Genomic DNA, 15,846 nt, shown 5'->3' with positions numbered 1-15,846 from the left:
TACTTTTCCTTATCTTTTACTATACTTTTCCTTATTTTTTCAATAATCAAAATTAACTAATTATTTACTAGATTTTTTGCTAAAATTCCATTATAATATATTTCATGCAGTATACTTGAATTTTTATGAATATATGAATAATAAGATTTACCTTGAAATGTATAACAATGTGCCTCTTTAATTTTTACGTATATTTAATACATTAACGACATTAGTTCATATATTCACTACTAAAGCAATTCTAATATTATTTGTTAAAGTTTAATTTTTCACAATATTCAAGTGTATTGTAGGGTTATGGTGAGTTGTAATTTTAAATTTATAATATGTCTATATGTAATCATAGATTTTAAAGGAGGTATATTGTAGTGTGTTCTAATTGTTTAAACGCAGAAAATTTCAAAGTTTTAGAAAAATTTATTATTGACCTGCCAAGTAAAGAAGGTGCCCTTATCGAAGTGCTTCACAAAGCGCAAGGTCTATTCGGCTACTTACCTCAAGAGGTACAATCCTTTGTAGCAGAAAAGTTAAATATTCCAGTTTCAAAAGTTTATGGTGTTGTGACTTTCTATTCTTACTTCACTATTAAACCAAGAGGTGAATATGTAATAAATGTTTGCATGGGTACTGCTTGTTTTGTTAGAGGTTCTGGAAATGTACTTGAAGAATTTCAAAAGGAGTTAAAGATTAAAACTGGCGAAACTACTGGTGACGGTAAATTTACATTAGGCTCATTAAGATGTGTAGGTGCTTGTGGTCTTGCACCTGTAGTAACTATAAACGATAAAGTTTATGGACATGTTACAGTAGACGGAGTAAATAAGATACTATCTGAGTACGCCACAGGCGAGTACGTTGCAACCGAGTATGCTGAATAGGAGGGGGAAATACATTGAATAAAATTAATTCTTTTGATGAACTTAAAGAAATTCAAAATAGATATAATACATTGTTAGACCTTAGGGAAATGAACGAAGAAAAAGAGTTAGCTTCTGAAGGTAATCGATGTACAAGGTACTTATCCGTTTGTGGTGGTACTGGCTGTAAATCCGCTAAAAGTGATGAGATATTAGCAAACCTACAAAAAGAAATCGCAGCAAACGGACTAACTGATGAAGTAACTGCTGCTATTACTGGCTGTTTTGGATTTTGTGAAAAAGGTCCTATCGTTAAGGTTTCTCCTGATAACGTATTTTACGTTAATGTTAAACCTTCTGACGCCGCAGAAATAGTTAAAGAGCACTTATTAAAAGGTATCATAGTTGATAGGCTTTTATTTGAAGAACCAAGTATGGGTATAAAAATAAAAAAACAAGAAGATATGCCTTTCTATAAGAAACAAGTAAGAATTGCGCTTAGAAACTGTGGACTTATTAATCCTGAAGACATAAAAGAATATATATCTGAAGATGGTTACTTAGCATTAGGCAGGGTAATTACAGAAATGTCCCAAGATGAGATTATAAAGCTAATGATCGATTCAGGACTTCGAGGCAGAGGCGGCGGCGGCTTTCCAACTGGTAAAAAATGGGCTTTTGCTAAAATGTACGATGCTGATCAAAAATATATAATTTGTAATGCTGATGAAGGAGACCCAGGTGCTTTCATGGATCGTTCTATTCTTGAAGGAGACCCTCACAGTATTCTAGAAGCTATGGCAATAGCAGGTTACAGTATTGGTGCTTCAATCGGAGATATTTATATTAGAGCAGAATACCCTCTTGCAATTAGTAGACTTCGAACAGCTATAAGCCAAGCTCGTGAATTAGGGCTTCTCGGTAAAAATATTTTAGGAACTGATTTTAGCTTTGATATAGAAATTAAATATGGTGCTGGTGCTTTTGTATGTGGAGAAGAAACTGCATTAATTCAATCTATTGAAGGTTCACGTGGAGAACCAACTAATAAACCACCATTCCCAGCTCAAAGTGGATTATGGAATAAGCCAACTTGTGTTAACAATGTTGAAACTCTTGCAAATATTCCAGCTATAGTTAACAAAGGTGCTGCTTGGTATAGTTCTATAGGAACTGCAACCTCTAAAGGAACAAAAGTTTTTGCGCTGGCTGGCAAAATAAATAACGTTGGGCTAGTAGAAGTTCCTATGGGCACTACACTGAGAGAGATAATATTTGGTATTGGTGGCGGAATCAAGAACGGCCGTGAGTTTAAAGCTGTTCAAACAGGAGGCCCATCTGGCGGATGTATTACAGCAGAATTCTTAGATACCCCAATAGATTATGAATCACTAGGTGCTATAGGCTCTATGATGGGTTCTGGCGGTATGATTGTTATGGATGAAGATAATTGTATGATTGATATAGCTAAATTCTATTTAGAATTCACTGTAGAAGAGTCTTGTGGTAAATGTTCTCCCTGTAGAATCGGAAATAAACGTCTTCTTGAAATGCTTGAAAAACTTTCAAAAGGAAACGGAACAAAAGAAGACCTGCATAAGCTAAAATCACTTGCAAATACCATTAAGGATACTTCACTATGTGGTCTGGGACAAACTGCTCCAAATCCAGTATTAAGCACTATGAAATACTTTTTAAATGAATATGAGGCTCACGTTTATGATAAAACTTGTCCTGCTGGAGTCTGTAAGCACTTATTAAAATACAATATTACGGATAAATGTATCGGCTGTACAAAATGTGCAAGGCAATGTCCTGTTAACTGTATCAGTGGAAAAGTTAAAACATTACATGTTATTGATCAAGATAAATGTATTAAATGTGGTGCATGCCAAAGTGCATGTCCAGTTAATGCAATCATTAAAAAATAACATCTAAATGCGTTTTTCAAATATAAACTATAAGAAAGAGGTGCACGCTGTGAGTTTACTTACTCTTACTATAAACCATCAAGAAATTCAAGTAGAACAAGGCACAACTATTCTACAAGCTGCTAGAAAGCTCAATATAAATATACCTACATTATGTCATTTAAATATGCATGATGGAAAAACTACAAACCATCCAGGTTCTTGTCGTATATGTGTTGTTGAAGTTGAGGGAAGACGAAACTTAGCTCCTGCATGCTGCACTCCCGTTGCAAATGGAATGGTAATTAAGACAACTTCAATTAGAGCTATTAAAGCACGCAGAACTGTGCTTGAATTAATTCTATCTGACCATCCACAAGACTGCTTATTATGTGAAAAAAACACTGTATGTGAATTGCAAAGATTAGCCGCTGAACTAGGTGTTCGTGAAATCCGCTATAAAGGTGCAATGTCAACTTATCCTATAGATAATTCAAGTAGCTCTATTGTTAGAAATCTAGATAAATGTATATTGTGCAGACGTTGCGAAACTATGTGTAATGAAGTTCAAACTGTTGGAGTTTTATCCGGTGTAGGCCGTGGCTTTGAAACTGTTGTATCTCCTGCTTTTTCAATGCCAATGGGAGAAACAACTTGTACTTTCTGTGGAAAATGCGTTTCTGTCTGTCCAACTGGTGCCTTAACAGAAGTTAATAACACTTCTAAAGTTTGGAATGCTCTTGATCAAAAAGAAAAAGTTGTTGTTGTTCAAACTGCTCCTGCAGTTAGAGCCGCCCTGGGTGAAGAATTCGGACTTCCACATGGCACTGCTGTTACTGGAAAAATGGTTGCTGCACTAAGAGCTTTAGGTTTTACTAAAGTATTTGATACGGATTTTGCAGCTGACTTAACAATAATGGAAGAGGCTAGCGAATTTATTCATAGATTACAACATGGCGGAAAACTTCCACTGCTTACAAGCTGTTGTCCTGGTTGGGTTAAATTCTTTGAGCACCAATTTAATGATTTATTAGATATTCCATCTACTTGTAAATCACCGCAACAAATGTGGGGTGCTGTTGCTAAAACATACCTTGCAGAAAAAATGAATGTAGAAGCAAAAGATATGATAGTTGTATCTGTAATGCCTTGTCTTGCAAAGAAATATGAGGCTGCGCGGCCTGAGATGGCTACAAATGGAGTCCCAGATGTTGATATAGTTATAAGCACAAGAGAACTTGCTAAAATGATTAAAGAAGCCGGAATTGATTTTAATTCATTACCAGAAGAAGATTTCGATAATCCACTGGGAGAATCTACTGGTGCTGGAGTTATATTCGGTACATCTGGAGGCGTTATGGAAGCAGCACTTCGTACTGCTTATGAATGGCTCACAAATAAAACCCTTGAAAATGTAAATTTTGAAACAGTACGCGGTATGGAGGGCATAAAAGAAGCATCTGTAAAGATTAACGACATTGATGTTAAAGTTGCTATAGCTAGTGGACTTTCCAATGCTCGTAAATTATTAGAAGCTATTCACGCGGGAGAAGCTAAGTATCACTTAATTGAAATCATGGCTTGCCCTGGTGGATGTATTAATGGTGGTGGGCAGCCTTATGCAAATGATTATAAGGATATATTAACAAAAAGAATGTCTGTTTTATATAATGAAGATAAAAGCAAAACTATAAGAAAATCTCATGAAAATCCATACATCAAAAAAATATATGAAGAATTCCTTGGAGAGCCCTATGGTGAAAAAGCTCATGAACTTCTTCATACAGAATATATAAAACGTAAATAATACACCTATAAAAAAACAGCAGATATGTCTGCTGTTTTTTTTATAGATAATTAATATTAACATGTTTTCCTAACTTTTTCATGTATTCTACTAATTGCTCCACAAGCTTTAACTTAATGCTCAAATCTATAGGGAAGTTGGGATTTTGGTGTGCTGGATTTATAGCCTTTCCTACCCATAAATTAAAGTGTGTACAATTTTCTATTAATATTTTAACAAGTCTACTAGCTCCGTCTAGACCATCTAAATCACAGTATGGCTCCTGGGACGCAAAACTCGCTTCATAATTACTTAACTTCTCTATTGTCTTACTTAAAGTTAAAACTCCTTCAGTTATTAAATCTATTCCCTCCATAGTTGCCGTAGGTGGTACATCTTTATCATAAAAATCTAAGTTTACTTTAAGTTCAAGGCCAAGTTCTCTCCTTACAATATTGGAAGTAGTTCCACCGCAAATTATCTTTTTACCTGTTCCTTTCATGAATTCTTTAATAGCATAGCTATCATTTCGCCGATCCTTCGGTGGCCCGGTAAATAGATCAATAACCTCTGACTTTCTAGCTTTTACACATACAACAGTAGTATCATCTCCAGGTTTTCCTCCATATAAATCCCAACATACCTGAATCAGATCCTTTTCAATATTTTTTGCACTTCGTCTACATTTTGTATTACGAATCAAGTAATTTTGTACATTATCCCAGCTCCAACCCAAATTTAATATATTCCCTATTCCTGCATGAATACATCCATCACTGACAACAGTAATCACGTCCCCCTCCTCCAGTACAAATTGGCTTTCATATACCTTTTTTTCATTAATAATACTTTCTTTTTTGTCTATTTCAATGCCTTTATTATTTCTTATTAAAAAGAAAGGCGGATTATCATATTCCGCAATATAAACTCTTCCATCATTATAAATTTTCATTAGAGTAAAGGTACAATAGGCAATCTCCCTTACCTTACACACAGGCAGTGTGTTTACTATAGTATCTACAGTTTCATAGATGTCCGCTCCTTCTTTAAGCATAGTACTAGCAATTTTAGATGTTAAGGAAGCTAGTATATTGGCTTTCACTCCACTACCCAGACCATCTGCCATGACAATTATAGTGCTATCCTTAAGTCTTATTATTTCCACCCTATCCCCACAAAGTTCCTCATCTTTTTTTATCAAGCTATCGTAGGCTACATCAATAAATAACTCCTTTTTATTCAACATCTTCACCTGCCACTATTTTCTTTAACTTAGTTAAAATAATCTTCGTTTCTGCAGTGGTTTCACCAAGTAGACTTGCTATTTCTTGTGCAACCCTCATTTGCTTTTCTATAACCTCTTGAGCAGCATTTAAAGTATTTTCTTTAACCTTCATTAATTCTTTTTTATTTTTCTCTTCAGCCATAATATTAATCATACTTGCAAGTACCATGTCTTGCTTTTGAAGATATACTATATTTTCTATAAACACTACGCCGTACTGTGGATAAGCAACCTTTTTACCTATTATATTTTCTCCAGATTCTCTTACATTTTTAAAATCCGTATCATCAATAAGTAGTGATATAGGTTTTCCTATGATATTTTGAGGTTGTATTTTAAATATAGCCTTGGCAGCTGGATTCATCTCTCGTACATTCATTTCTCCATCTAATAGAATTAGATTACTCGCAGTGTTTTCAACAATTTCATTAGAAAGGCTTTCTGCTTTAGTTCTCATATAATGAAGACACATATTAGTTTCAGCCATACCTTCAAAAACAGCTTGGGCTTTTTCTCTACAAGAATTATATCCGCACACTCCACAATTAAGTTCATCTATAAGTTCATATTTACCCATTTTTTTCATAATTGCTGTAATTTCTTCTTCTGTAGCTATAGCCCTTTTAATTGATTTTTCAGTGAATTTTCTATTAAAATTTATATTAGTCGGTATCTCAGTATTTATTGGATCATTATAGTTTTTACGACTCTTTATATAGGTTTTAACTTTTCTTAATTTTGTATAATAATTTTCACCATTTTTAACCATGACTGGTCCACCTATGCAGCTTCCCGTGCAGGCACTAGCTTCAATTAATACGTCCTTTAAATCGCCATTCTTAATGCTATTAAATACTTCTATGCACTCTTCCATCCCACTTACCGTAATAACACTAAGTGAACTTTTCTTTAACTCACTCCCCATTGCCTCAATAATACCTCCACCCATAGGAAATCCTTGACCTTTACTATATGGATTAATATTAAAATTCTCTTCTTCTAGTTCATGCATTTCTATACCAGCTTCAGTAATCCAAGAATTCAATTCATCGAAAGTTAATACTGCATTAATTACATTATCTTTTAAAAAATACTCAAACTCAGATTTTTTTGCAAGACATGGTCCTATAAATACAATAAAGCTATCTTCACCAAATTTCTTCTTTAATAATTTACCATGAGCTATCATTGGAGATACTACAGGAATCAAGTATGGAATAATTTCTTTAAAATATTTTTCTACTAAGTAATTAGCTGATGGGCATGCTGTGGTTATATAAACATCTCTCTTATTCTCCACAATATAATTATTATATAAATCAGCTACTATTTCCGCACCTACTGCTGTTTCTTCTATTATACTAAATCCTAACTTCTTTAAAGCCGCTACCACGCGTCCTTGCTCCACATCAAAATAACCAGCAAAGGATGGTGCTAAACTTGCTATAATTTTTTTCCCCGAATTTATAGCAAGTTTAGCAACCCCCACATCACTTTTAATTTCTCTAGCGTTTTGTGGACATATAGTAAGGCAATGACCACATTCTATACATCTTTGTTCATCTATAGTAGCTTGTTCATTCTCAAATTTTATGGCCTTCACAGGACATGAACGAAGACATTTATAACAATTTTTGCAATATGCTTTAGAAAAATTCATATTACTCATTTGATATACCTCTCATAATAGTTTCATGAAAGAATGAATCTACATTATTCTCATTTAAGGAAAAAAACTCCTCATCATTCACAGTCACAGAAACTCCCTCTGTGCATCTGCCAATACAAAATGCCCCTTTAATTTCCACCTTATCTTCAATCTTATTTTCTTTGATTAGCTTTTGTAACCCTTCTATTACTTTATAAGACCCTTTTAAATGACAGGCACTTCCAACACAAATACTAATAGTTATCATTATTATCATCCCTTCAAGTTAAGTTACCTTATATTTATTCTATGCTATTGCTTATTTTTTCATAATTAAATTTTACACCAATTACTCAAAAATTAATATAGGAGCTTTGATTTATTTTTAACAATGTCTTTGGTTTTTTAACATACAGAATAACAAAGATTGTTCGTACTTAACACAATGTTTTTTAATACCACAAACTAGATTTCACTCAGATTTTCAAAATTCAAAATTTTTAAAGGTTGAATTTCAGGAGTCTAATCTACTTCAGTCTCAAATGAATTTTACAAATCTTAAAAAAATAGATTTTACTAGTTGTAATATCGAAAGTATAGGAGCAAATATTGCTGATTTTGAGGGTGCAAGAGTTACTACTATGCAAGCAATTTCCATTTCCGCTATACTGGGTCTCATTATTGAATAAAAGTAATTAACTGTATATATCACAATAGTAATAATATGAATGGATCGAGCTACACTCAAGTTTTAGTTTCAAAGGATGGTAATAAAGTTTATATTGACAATATAGTCGAAAGCTTAGATAATTTTGTGTATGAATACAACATCAAAATGAATCTATTAAGAAAGATAAAATGTAAAAAAATAATAAAGATACATATTATTATATTTTTCAAGAATTAAGATGAAAGAAATCTAATACGGGTAAAAACGAGCCACATCATGGATAATAGTTCCATGATGTGGCTCATTTTTCTACCTATTTTGATGATATGTTTTAGTATTTTTTCATACATTATATTCTTTTAATTTGATTGAAGAAGTAATTGAGATAACTCTACAATCTTTGCAACTAATGAATTGTGATTTAATTGGTAAATCATAGGCCGCGTAACAGGAATTCCTGTATCGTTACTACACAACCCTCATGATAATTAATGCTTATCGTCCTTTCATTTTTTCAAAATAATCAATATGTCATTATTGACATATAAATAAAATCAGTGTAGAATATTAAATATAATCATATATCACTAATGACATATAACGGTGTGAAGAAGGAGTAATATTGTATAAGGGGATGATATTTATGAACAAATTATCTTATGGCCTTCTAAGCCTATTATCAACTGAACCAATGACAGGTTATGACTTAACGTCGAAGATTAATAGATTCTGGCGCTCTACTCACAGTGCCATCTATCCTTTGCTTTCAGAATTAGAAGAAAACAAGTACATTGAATTTATATTGAAAAAGCAAGATGGTAAGCCTGATAAAAAGATATATAACTTAACAGTTCAGGGTAAGGAGTTTTTACATAAATGGTTCACCTCTGAAACAAGTGATGCCGTTGTTAGGGATGAAATGACGTTAAAATTATATTGCATTCAATACATGGATACTGAAGCAGTAGAAAAGCTTCTTAATGAACTTGAGACAAGATATAAGAAAAAAATCGAAGAATATAAAAGCTCTATAGAAAAAATCAGACTCAAATTCTGTGAGAATCCCAAAGCTGTACCACCATTTGGTGCTTATATATTGACTCAAAGGGTTTTGAATGAGGCTATATTAGATCTTAAATGGTGTGACTGGGTTAGAGATGTATATAAAAACAATTATTGTAATTTTTTAGATCAAAATTTTTAAAATGAAGGAAGATGAATTAATGAAAGAAAGAGTTTTAGAAGAAAAGTGTGTTAATAAAGATATTCATGGAAAAGAGTATAGCAGAATGCTGCTTATAATTGCAATGATGATTGGATCATTTGTTTCAATCTTAAACCAGACAGTACTGTCTACTGCATTACCGCAGATAATGGAATATTTTAATATAACCGCAAGTACAGGGCAGTGGTTAACAACGGCATTTATGCTTGTTAATGCAATAATGATTCCTCTAACAGTGTTGTTACTTGAGAAAATCCCAACTAAGAAATTATTTATGTTTTCTATGTTTATGTTTGGAATTGGAACTATTATATGTGCCCTCTCCTCACGTTTTGAAGTCCTTCTTATAGGAAGAATAATTCAAGCCGTTGGAGCAGGAATAACGGCGCCTTTAATAAGTACTGTACTTCTCTTAATTTTCCCACCTGAAAAGAGGGGTTCAGCAATGGGTCTTTATGGGTTGGTTGTATGCTTTGCCCCAGCTATTGGACCTACTTTAGCAGGATTGATTATTGATAAATGGAACTGGCATTACTTATTCTATATGTTAATTCCTATTATAGTATTAGACATAATTTTTACAGCTTTCTTTATGAAGGATGTTATACCATTAAGAAATCCTAAAATAGACTTTCTATCTATTATTCTATCAACAGTAGGATTTGGAGCAATGTTGTTTGGATTTAGTAGTGCTGGAAATAAAGGCTGGTCTGATATTAGCGTTATTGGAACTATAATTATAGGAATAGTTGTAATTGCTTTATTTGTATGGCGCCAGCTTGCAATGGAAACCCCAATGCTTGAAATGCGTGTTTTTAAATCAAAAACCTTCACAATGACAACTATAATAGGTAGTATTTTAAGTATAGTTTCCATTGGAGCAGGTATTATGGTGCCGATTTTCCTTCAATCTATTCTTGGAAAATCAGCTTTTACTAGTGGCTTAGTACTTTTGCCAGGTGCATTAATAATGGCAGTTATGATGCTTATATCTGGACGTCTATTTGATAAGCATGGTGTAAAAAAGTTAGCTATACCTGGTATTATTCTATTGGTTATTGGAACTTTACCTTTTGTCAATTTGAATAGGAATACATCCATTATGTCAATTACTGTGTTATATGCAATTCGATATATTGGAATCGCACTTGCTATAATGCCATTACAAACAGCCGCAATGAATGCGCTGCCTAATAAACTGTTGGCACATGGATCTGCCGTTGTTAATACGGCAAAACAAGTAGCCGGGGCTCTTGGGACTGCAATATTGATAACTGTAATGTCTAATGTATCTGCTTCTAATGCTCCAAATAAAGCTCTGGCTAAAACAAACATGGAACATTATAAGTCAGGAATGTTGGATGCTGCATTGAAAGGTATGAATACAACCTTTATGGTAGTTACAGGAATAGCTGTACTCTGTTTAGTTATATCATTCTTCTTAAGTGATAAAAAGCGAAACAGTGATATTATAAAAAATAATACCGAACAACAAGCTGTATAACCGCAAAATCTCTATCCAAATAATCTTTATGAATTTTTGTTAATTTTTGGAACATAATTTCAAAACTTAGTGAAAATTTGACTATACCTATATAAAAAATCGACTACGTGTATTCATCTTTCACACGTGCATGTTGTAATTTTGCCACCTCTTCTCAACCCTCTCTCCACTAAGGTATAATCATTACTAATTATAAAAACAACAAAAAATACCCACAGCTAAAACCTTTAATCCGTCTTAGTTGTGGATATTAATTTATTTTATAGCATATTCTTCAAAAGCACTAAGCACTCTATCTAAAATACCATTTATATGAGCTATAGCTATACCAAAATTGGTAATAGGTAATCCCTCTAAATTAGCCTTTTTAATCCTGGACATTAACTGCTGTCTATTAAACATACAAGCTCCACAATGAAGTATTAGCCTATATTCGCTTAAATCTTCCGGAAAAGAACTTCCCGCGCAGACTGTTATATCTAACTTCCCACCTACTTTTTCCTGAAGCCATATAGGAAGTTTTTCGCGTCCTATATCTCCTTCTAGGGGATGGTGAGTGCAGGCTTCCGCTATAAGAACCTTATCTCCTGGTTTTAAAGTATCTATAGCCCTTGCACCTTTAACTAAACTGTTTAAATCGCCTTTATACCTAGCCATAAGTATAGAGAATGAAGTAAGTGGTACATCCTTTGGTATTATAGAATTAACTTTCTTAAATACCTGTGAATCCGTAATTACTAAATCTGGTTTATCCTTTAGCGAGGCTAAAACATCCTCAAGTTCACTATCCTTTACCACCAGTGCCATTGCATCATTATCAAGAAGATCCCTTATTATTTGAACCTGTGGAAGTATTAATCTCCCTTTTGGTGCTTGAATATCTTGTGGTGCTACAACCAATACTCTTGCCTTTGGTTTTACTATGTCACCAACAATTGTGCCCTTCTCGAAATCTTCTGGGGCCAACTTCATAATAGCTTTTTTTAGCTCATCAATATCCACTTTATCCTTAGCGCTAACCTTAACAAAATCTATATTTATAACCTTTTGAATCTTATCTAATTCCACATCGCCTTTATCAACTTTATTAATAACTCCAACTACGGGAATTTTTCTTCCTTTTAAATCTTCATACCATTCGCTCTCAAAAGTTAAACCTCCCACATCCCCATCTATAACCAAAAGAGCCAAATCCGTTTTATCCATAACTTCTTTAGTCTTCTTTATTCGAAGCTCTCCAATTTCGCCTGTGTCATCAAGTCCTGCAGTATCTATAATCACAACAGGCCCTATTGGAAGTAGCTCCATAGCCTTATATACAGGGTCTGTAGTAGTCCCTGCTAAATCCGATACTAAAGCAATATCTTGCGCCGTAAGTGCATTAATTAAACTTGACTTACCCACATTTCTTTTTCCAAATATAGCTATATGAAGCCTATTAGCATTCGGTGTTTGTTGCATCCTCTATACCTCCCTTGTTCTATATGCATCTTCTAAAAAAATAGTCATAAAAGTGAAATTACACAACCATTTATTATTCCACGTCCTTAGCCACTAGGCTTTTATATTCCCCTCCACTGCAAGAAAATAAATCTACTCACACAAAATATTATCCACAAATGATGAGCGCGTATTTTCTACACACTTTAATCTCAATCTTAAGAACTATCCACAACTTTTATTTTAAAACCCTACAAGTACTTCTAATATTATTTCTATGTTTCTATGTCTCTATTCCTATTACTTCCAAAGATACTTAAATTGCGATAGATATTAAATGATACTAAGTATGAAGTTTATCCGTAGTGATTTGCAATAAGTAACGCATAAACATTGAAATTTGATTTAGAAATTCTTCTTTTGCGAATGTAAAACTTTCGTAAGCCTGACAGGAAGTCAGGCTAGCGAACCCGAGGCAGGATGCCGAGTGTGAGCGCTAGAAAGTTTTATATTCGCAAAAAATTAGAATTTCTTAATCAAATTTCACGTTTACAGTTCTTATTGCAAATCACGTAGGATAAACTTCATACTTTTTTAACCCTATGTCTACTAAAATCTTAAATCTCTCTCCCCTTTTTCTATTCTATCTAGTTTCTCCTTCGTTGCCTCTCTTGATTTTTCATTTGGTATCTCTTCAAGTCCTTTTCTTATAGTTTCTTCTACTATTTTATTAATATTTTCATCACCATAATCCAACATAAATTCCTTTAATGTTAGAAGAGCGTTGGGCTGACATACATTATGGATCTGTCCATTTTTTGCAAGTCTCATGAATCTGTCACCAGTTCTTCCTTCTCTATAGCAAGCAGTACAATAACTTGGAATATACCCACTTTCACATAAGCTTTTTATGATTTCTTTTGGCGATCTATGGTCTCCAATCTCAAATTGTGGTTTTTCTTCACTTTTATGACCGCTATATTCATCAGCATATCCACCAACTCCAGTACAAGAACCTGCACTAACTTGAGATACACCTAAGGCTAAAACTTCTTCTCTAAATTTTACATCTTCTCTTGTAGATAAAAGCATTCCTGCATAAGGAACGGCAAGTCTTAACACTGCAACTAATTTTTTAAACTGCTCATCTGTTACTAAATATGGATAATCTTTAAGACTTACATTTTCTGCGGGTCTTAATCTTGGTACTGACACAGTATGAGGTCCTACACCTGTAGACTCTTCTAAATGCTCTGCATGCATTAGCATTGCTATTGTATCGTATTTATATTCATATAAACCATATAACACTCCAATACCTATGTCGTCTATGCCTGCCTGCTTTGCCCTGTCCATTGCTGTTGTATGATAATTATAATTATGCTTCGGTCCCTTTGGATGGAATCTTTCATAGGTTTCTTTATGGTAGGTTTCTTGGAACAATATATAAGTTCCTATCTCTGCCTCTTTAAGCATTTGATATTCTTCAACGGTCGTAGCAGCAATATTTACATTTATTCTTCTTATACTTCCATTTTCAAATTTTATTGAATATATGTTTTTTATGCATTCAAGTACGTATTCAATTGGTGTATTAACAGGATCTTCTCCCACTTCAAGGGCTAATCTTTTATGCCCTAAACTTTCTAAAATTTTCACTTCTTCTTTTAGCTCTTCCATATTAAGTTTTTTTCTTGAAATACTATCATTTGAATGCTTATACCCACAATACTGACAGTTATTTATGCAAAAACTGCTTACATATAATGGTGCGAAAATTACTATCCTTTTGCCATATATTTTTTCTTTAATTTCTTTAGCGCTTTTAAATATTTCTTGTAATAATTCGGTATCTTCTATATTCAAAAGCACAGAAGCTTCTCTATGAGTAAGCCCAACGCAGGTTTTAGCTTTGTTTAAAAGTTCCACTACAAAAGCTTTATCCTCAGCCATTTTCTTTCCGTATTCTATAGACTCATTTATTTCAGAATCAATGATAAAATCCTCAGCTTTATATTCTTTCATTTTTAAATTCCTCCAATATTTTTTATTTTTTCTACTATATTTTTTCTCTATTGCTTAGTTATTGCAGCTTTAACATTTACCCCTGGAATCTTTCCAATCTTACCTGTCATTGCACTTATTTCGTCCATGGTTCCATCTACAATTATAGAAATTACAAATATTCCTCTATCCTTGTAAGGCACTCCAATTCTTCCTACAATTAAATCCCCAAAATCGTGCAGTATGTCGTTAACAAAAGTAGCATTAGTAAATTCTTCTATTATAATTCCTACAACGCCAATTCTTTTTTCCATATTATCCCTCTATTCTTTATGCCATGTTTTTTTAGCACAAGGTATCCAAAATTTCCGCCAAATAATAAAACCTTCTACAAAATGTAAAAGGTCAAAGTATACCTATTAATATTTAATACTTTTACCCTCCTTTTGCTTAGATAAACTCTTAACAATTAGGTTCGAATTTATAATAATTAATCATCACCTAAAGTTCTGATTAATTAGTTTGTTTTCCATACAGTCAGAAAATTCTTTCTATACGGAACAAGGTAATTATACAAAATTTTAGTATTGACTGTCAATCATTTATCAATGATTTATCAATTAAAAATATGCTGCTTTAATATACATTTCTTTGGGTAAACTAATTATGAAAAAATTAAAGGTAGGCGATAATATGACTCTTAGAAAACGATATATTCTTCTTTTTTTTATTACTCCTATTATTCTATTATTTTTAACTAACAGTGCTGGCAAAAATAATATAGTAAAAAATAGCCCAGCATTTATATCTTTAAATTTATTTTGTAAAGACTCCGCTGATATAAACCCTTCAAAAATTGCTTATTTAACTTTTGATGATGGCCCTACTTATATTGTTACACCTGCACTATTAGATGTATTAAAAAAACAAAATGTAAAAGCTACTTTTTTTGTGGTAGGTAAAGAAATTGAAGGAAAGGAGTCAATTCTTAAGAGAATATATAATGAAGGTCACGGTATAGGTCTTCACACCTACAGTCATAATTTTAAAAAAATATATAGAAGCACGGAGGGTTTTATTGATGAAATGACAAAAACCTCCAATAAAATACAAGAGGTTACAGGTTTTGCTCCTAAGATTATTAGATTTCCTGGTGGTAGTTCTAAGCGCTTAAATGCTCTTTCTTTAGATGCTCTTCATAAAAACAATTTTAAAGTGTACGATTGGAATGTTAATATATATGATGGTATAAACCCTAATTTAAGCGTGGACCAGCTTATTTGCAACTCAAAAATAATTAAAGGCAATAAAGATGCAGCCATAATTCTAATGCATTGCAATTTCAATAATAAAAACACTGTAGCCGCTCTACCTAAAATCATAAAATATTATAAAGATTTAGGCTATGAATTTAAAGCTATTACTGAAGATACACCTGAATATTACTACAGATTTAAAAATTAAAAAAAGCCTCACCATAAGGTGAGGCAACTACAATAATTGCATTTTAAAATATA

The 15,846-nt window shown here is 32.9% G+C and carries 13 protein-coding genes; 7 read left to right on the top strand and 6 right to left on the bottom strand.

All coding sequences use genetic code 11. The features are described from left to right. The first annotated feature begins 368 nt into the window (after positions 1-368). From G9F70_RS04275 to G9F70_RS04265, 3 genes are read left to right on the top strand one after another with little or no spacing between them, the layout of a single operon-like run. Complete coding sequence (locus G9F70_RS04275; RefSeq protein WP_164944843.1) at positions 369-878, top strand: NAD(P)H-dependent oxidoreductase subunit E; 510 nt, start codon at positions 369-371, stop codon at positions 876-878. A gap of 14 nt (positions 879-892) precedes the next feature. Further along, a complete protein-coding gene (locus G9F70_RS04270) occupies positions 893-2,788 on the top strand; it encodes an NADH-ubiquinone oxidoreductase-F iron-sulfur binding region domain-containing protein (protein ID WP_411955990.1) in 1,896 nt (631 codons plus the stop codon). Between the two features lie 49 nt (positions 2,789-2,837). After that, complete coding sequence (locus G9F70_RS04265; protein WP_164944844.1) at positions 2,838-4,574, top strand: NADH-dependent [FeFe] hydrogenase, group A6; 1,737 nt, start codon at positions 2,838-2,840, stop codon at positions 4,572-4,574. Between the two features lie 40 nt (positions 4,575-4,614). Here G9F70_RS04265 and G9F70_RS04260 read toward each other — a convergent pair whose 3' ends face one another. From G9F70_RS04260 to G9F70_RS04250, 3 genes are read right to left on the bottom strand one after another with little or no spacing between them, the layout of a single operon-like run. Further along, positions 4,615-5,799, bottom strand: coding sequence for a SpoIIE family protein phosphatase (locus G9F70_RS04260; protein ID WP_164944845.1), 1,185 nt, complete (start codon positions 5,797-5,799; stop codon positions 4,615-4,617). Beyond that, positions 5,789-7,507 carry a [Fe-Fe] hydrogenase large subunit C-terminal domain-containing protein gene (locus tag G9F70_RS04255; protein ID WP_164944846.1) on the bottom strand — a complete coding sequence of 573 codons (1,719 nt, stop codon included), beginning with the start codon at positions 7,505-7,507 and terminating at the stop codon, positions 5,789-5,791. The genes G9F70_RS04260 and G9F70_RS04255 overlap by 11 nt, the downstream gene beginning before the upstream one ends. Next, positions 7,500-7,754, bottom strand: coding sequence for a (2Fe-2S) ferredoxin domain-containing protein (locus tag G9F70_RS04250; protein ID WP_164944847.1), 255 nt, complete (start codon positions 7,752-7,754; stop codon positions 7,500-7,502). The genes G9F70_RS04255 and G9F70_RS04250 overlap by 8 nt, the downstream gene beginning before the upstream one ends. A 274-nt stretch (positions 7,755-8,028) precedes the next feature. Here G9F70_RS04250 and G9F70_RS27435 point away from each other — a divergent pair, with 274 nt between their 5' ends. The 3 genes from G9F70_RS27435 to G9F70_RS04235 all read left to right on the top strand — a co-directional run bounded on the left by G9F70_RS27435 (position 8,029) and on the right by G9F70_RS04235 (position 10,885). After that, positions 8,029-8,175, top strand: coding sequence for a hypothetical protein (locus G9F70_RS27435; protein ID WP_411955989.1), 147 nt, complete (start codon positions 8,029-8,031; stop codon positions 8,173-8,175). Between the two features lie 624 nt (positions 8,176-8,799). Next, positions 8,800-9,360 (top strand): PadR family transcriptional regulator, encoded by a 561-nt coding sequence (locus tag G9F70_RS04240; RefSeq protein WP_164944848.1) that lies wholly within the window; start codon positions 8,800-8,802, stop codon positions 9,358-9,360. A 19-nt stretch (positions 9,361-9,379) separates the two neighbouring features. After that, on the top strand, positions 9,380-10,885 hold the full coding sequence (locus tag G9F70_RS04235; RefSeq protein WP_164944849.1) for an MDR family MFS transporter: 1,506 nt from the start codon (positions 9,380-9,382) through the stop codon (positions 10,883-10,885). A gap of 255 nt (positions 10,886-11,140) precedes the next feature. Here the strand turns inward: G9F70_RS04235 and hydF are convergent, their stop codons facing one another. From hydF to G9F70_RS04220, 3 genes are all read right to left on the bottom strand, one after another. Further along, on the bottom strand, positions 11,141-12,346 hold the full coding sequence (gene hydF, locus G9F70_RS04230; protein ID WP_164944850.1) for a [FeFe] hydrogenase H-cluster maturation GTPase HydF: 1,206 nt from the start codon (positions 12,344-12,346) through the stop codon (positions 11,141-11,143). A gap of 588 nt (positions 12,347-12,934) precedes the next feature. Continuing rightward, positions 12,935-14,350 carry a [FeFe] hydrogenase H-cluster radical SAM maturase HydG gene (gene hydG, locus G9F70_RS04225; RefSeq protein WP_164944851.1) on the bottom strand — a complete coding sequence of 472 codons (1,416 nt, stop codon included), beginning with the start codon at positions 14,348-14,350 and terminating at the stop codon, positions 12,935-12,937. A gap of 47 nt (positions 14,351-14,397) precedes the next feature. Next, positions 14,398-14,643: a TM1266 family iron-only hydrogenase system putative regulator gene (locus G9F70_RS04220; RefSeq protein WP_125000247.1), complete on the bottom strand. Its 246-nt coding sequence runs from the start codon at positions 14,641-14,643 to the stop codon at positions 14,398-14,400. A gap of 352 nt (positions 14,644-14,995) precedes the next feature. Between G9F70_RS04220 and G9F70_RS04215 the strand changes: the two genes are divergently transcribed. After that, positions 14,996-15,793 carry a polysaccharide deacetylase family protein gene (locus tag G9F70_RS04215; RefSeq protein ID WP_224617413.1) on the top strand — a complete coding sequence of 266 codons (798 nt, stop codon included), beginning with the start codon at positions 14,996-14,998 and terminating at the stop codon, positions 15,791-15,793. Positions 15,794-15,846: the final 53 nt, after the last annotated feature.

This window comes from Clostridium sp. FP1 (genome assembly GCF_011065975.2).
GTDB classification, from domain to species: domain Bacteria; phylum Bacillota; class Clostridia; order Clostridiales; family Clostridiaceae; genus Clostridium_AD; species Clostridium_AD tagluense.
The sequence above is the reverse complement of the archived record's forward strand: the minus strand, read 5'-3'. Positions and strand labels throughout refer to the sequence as shown.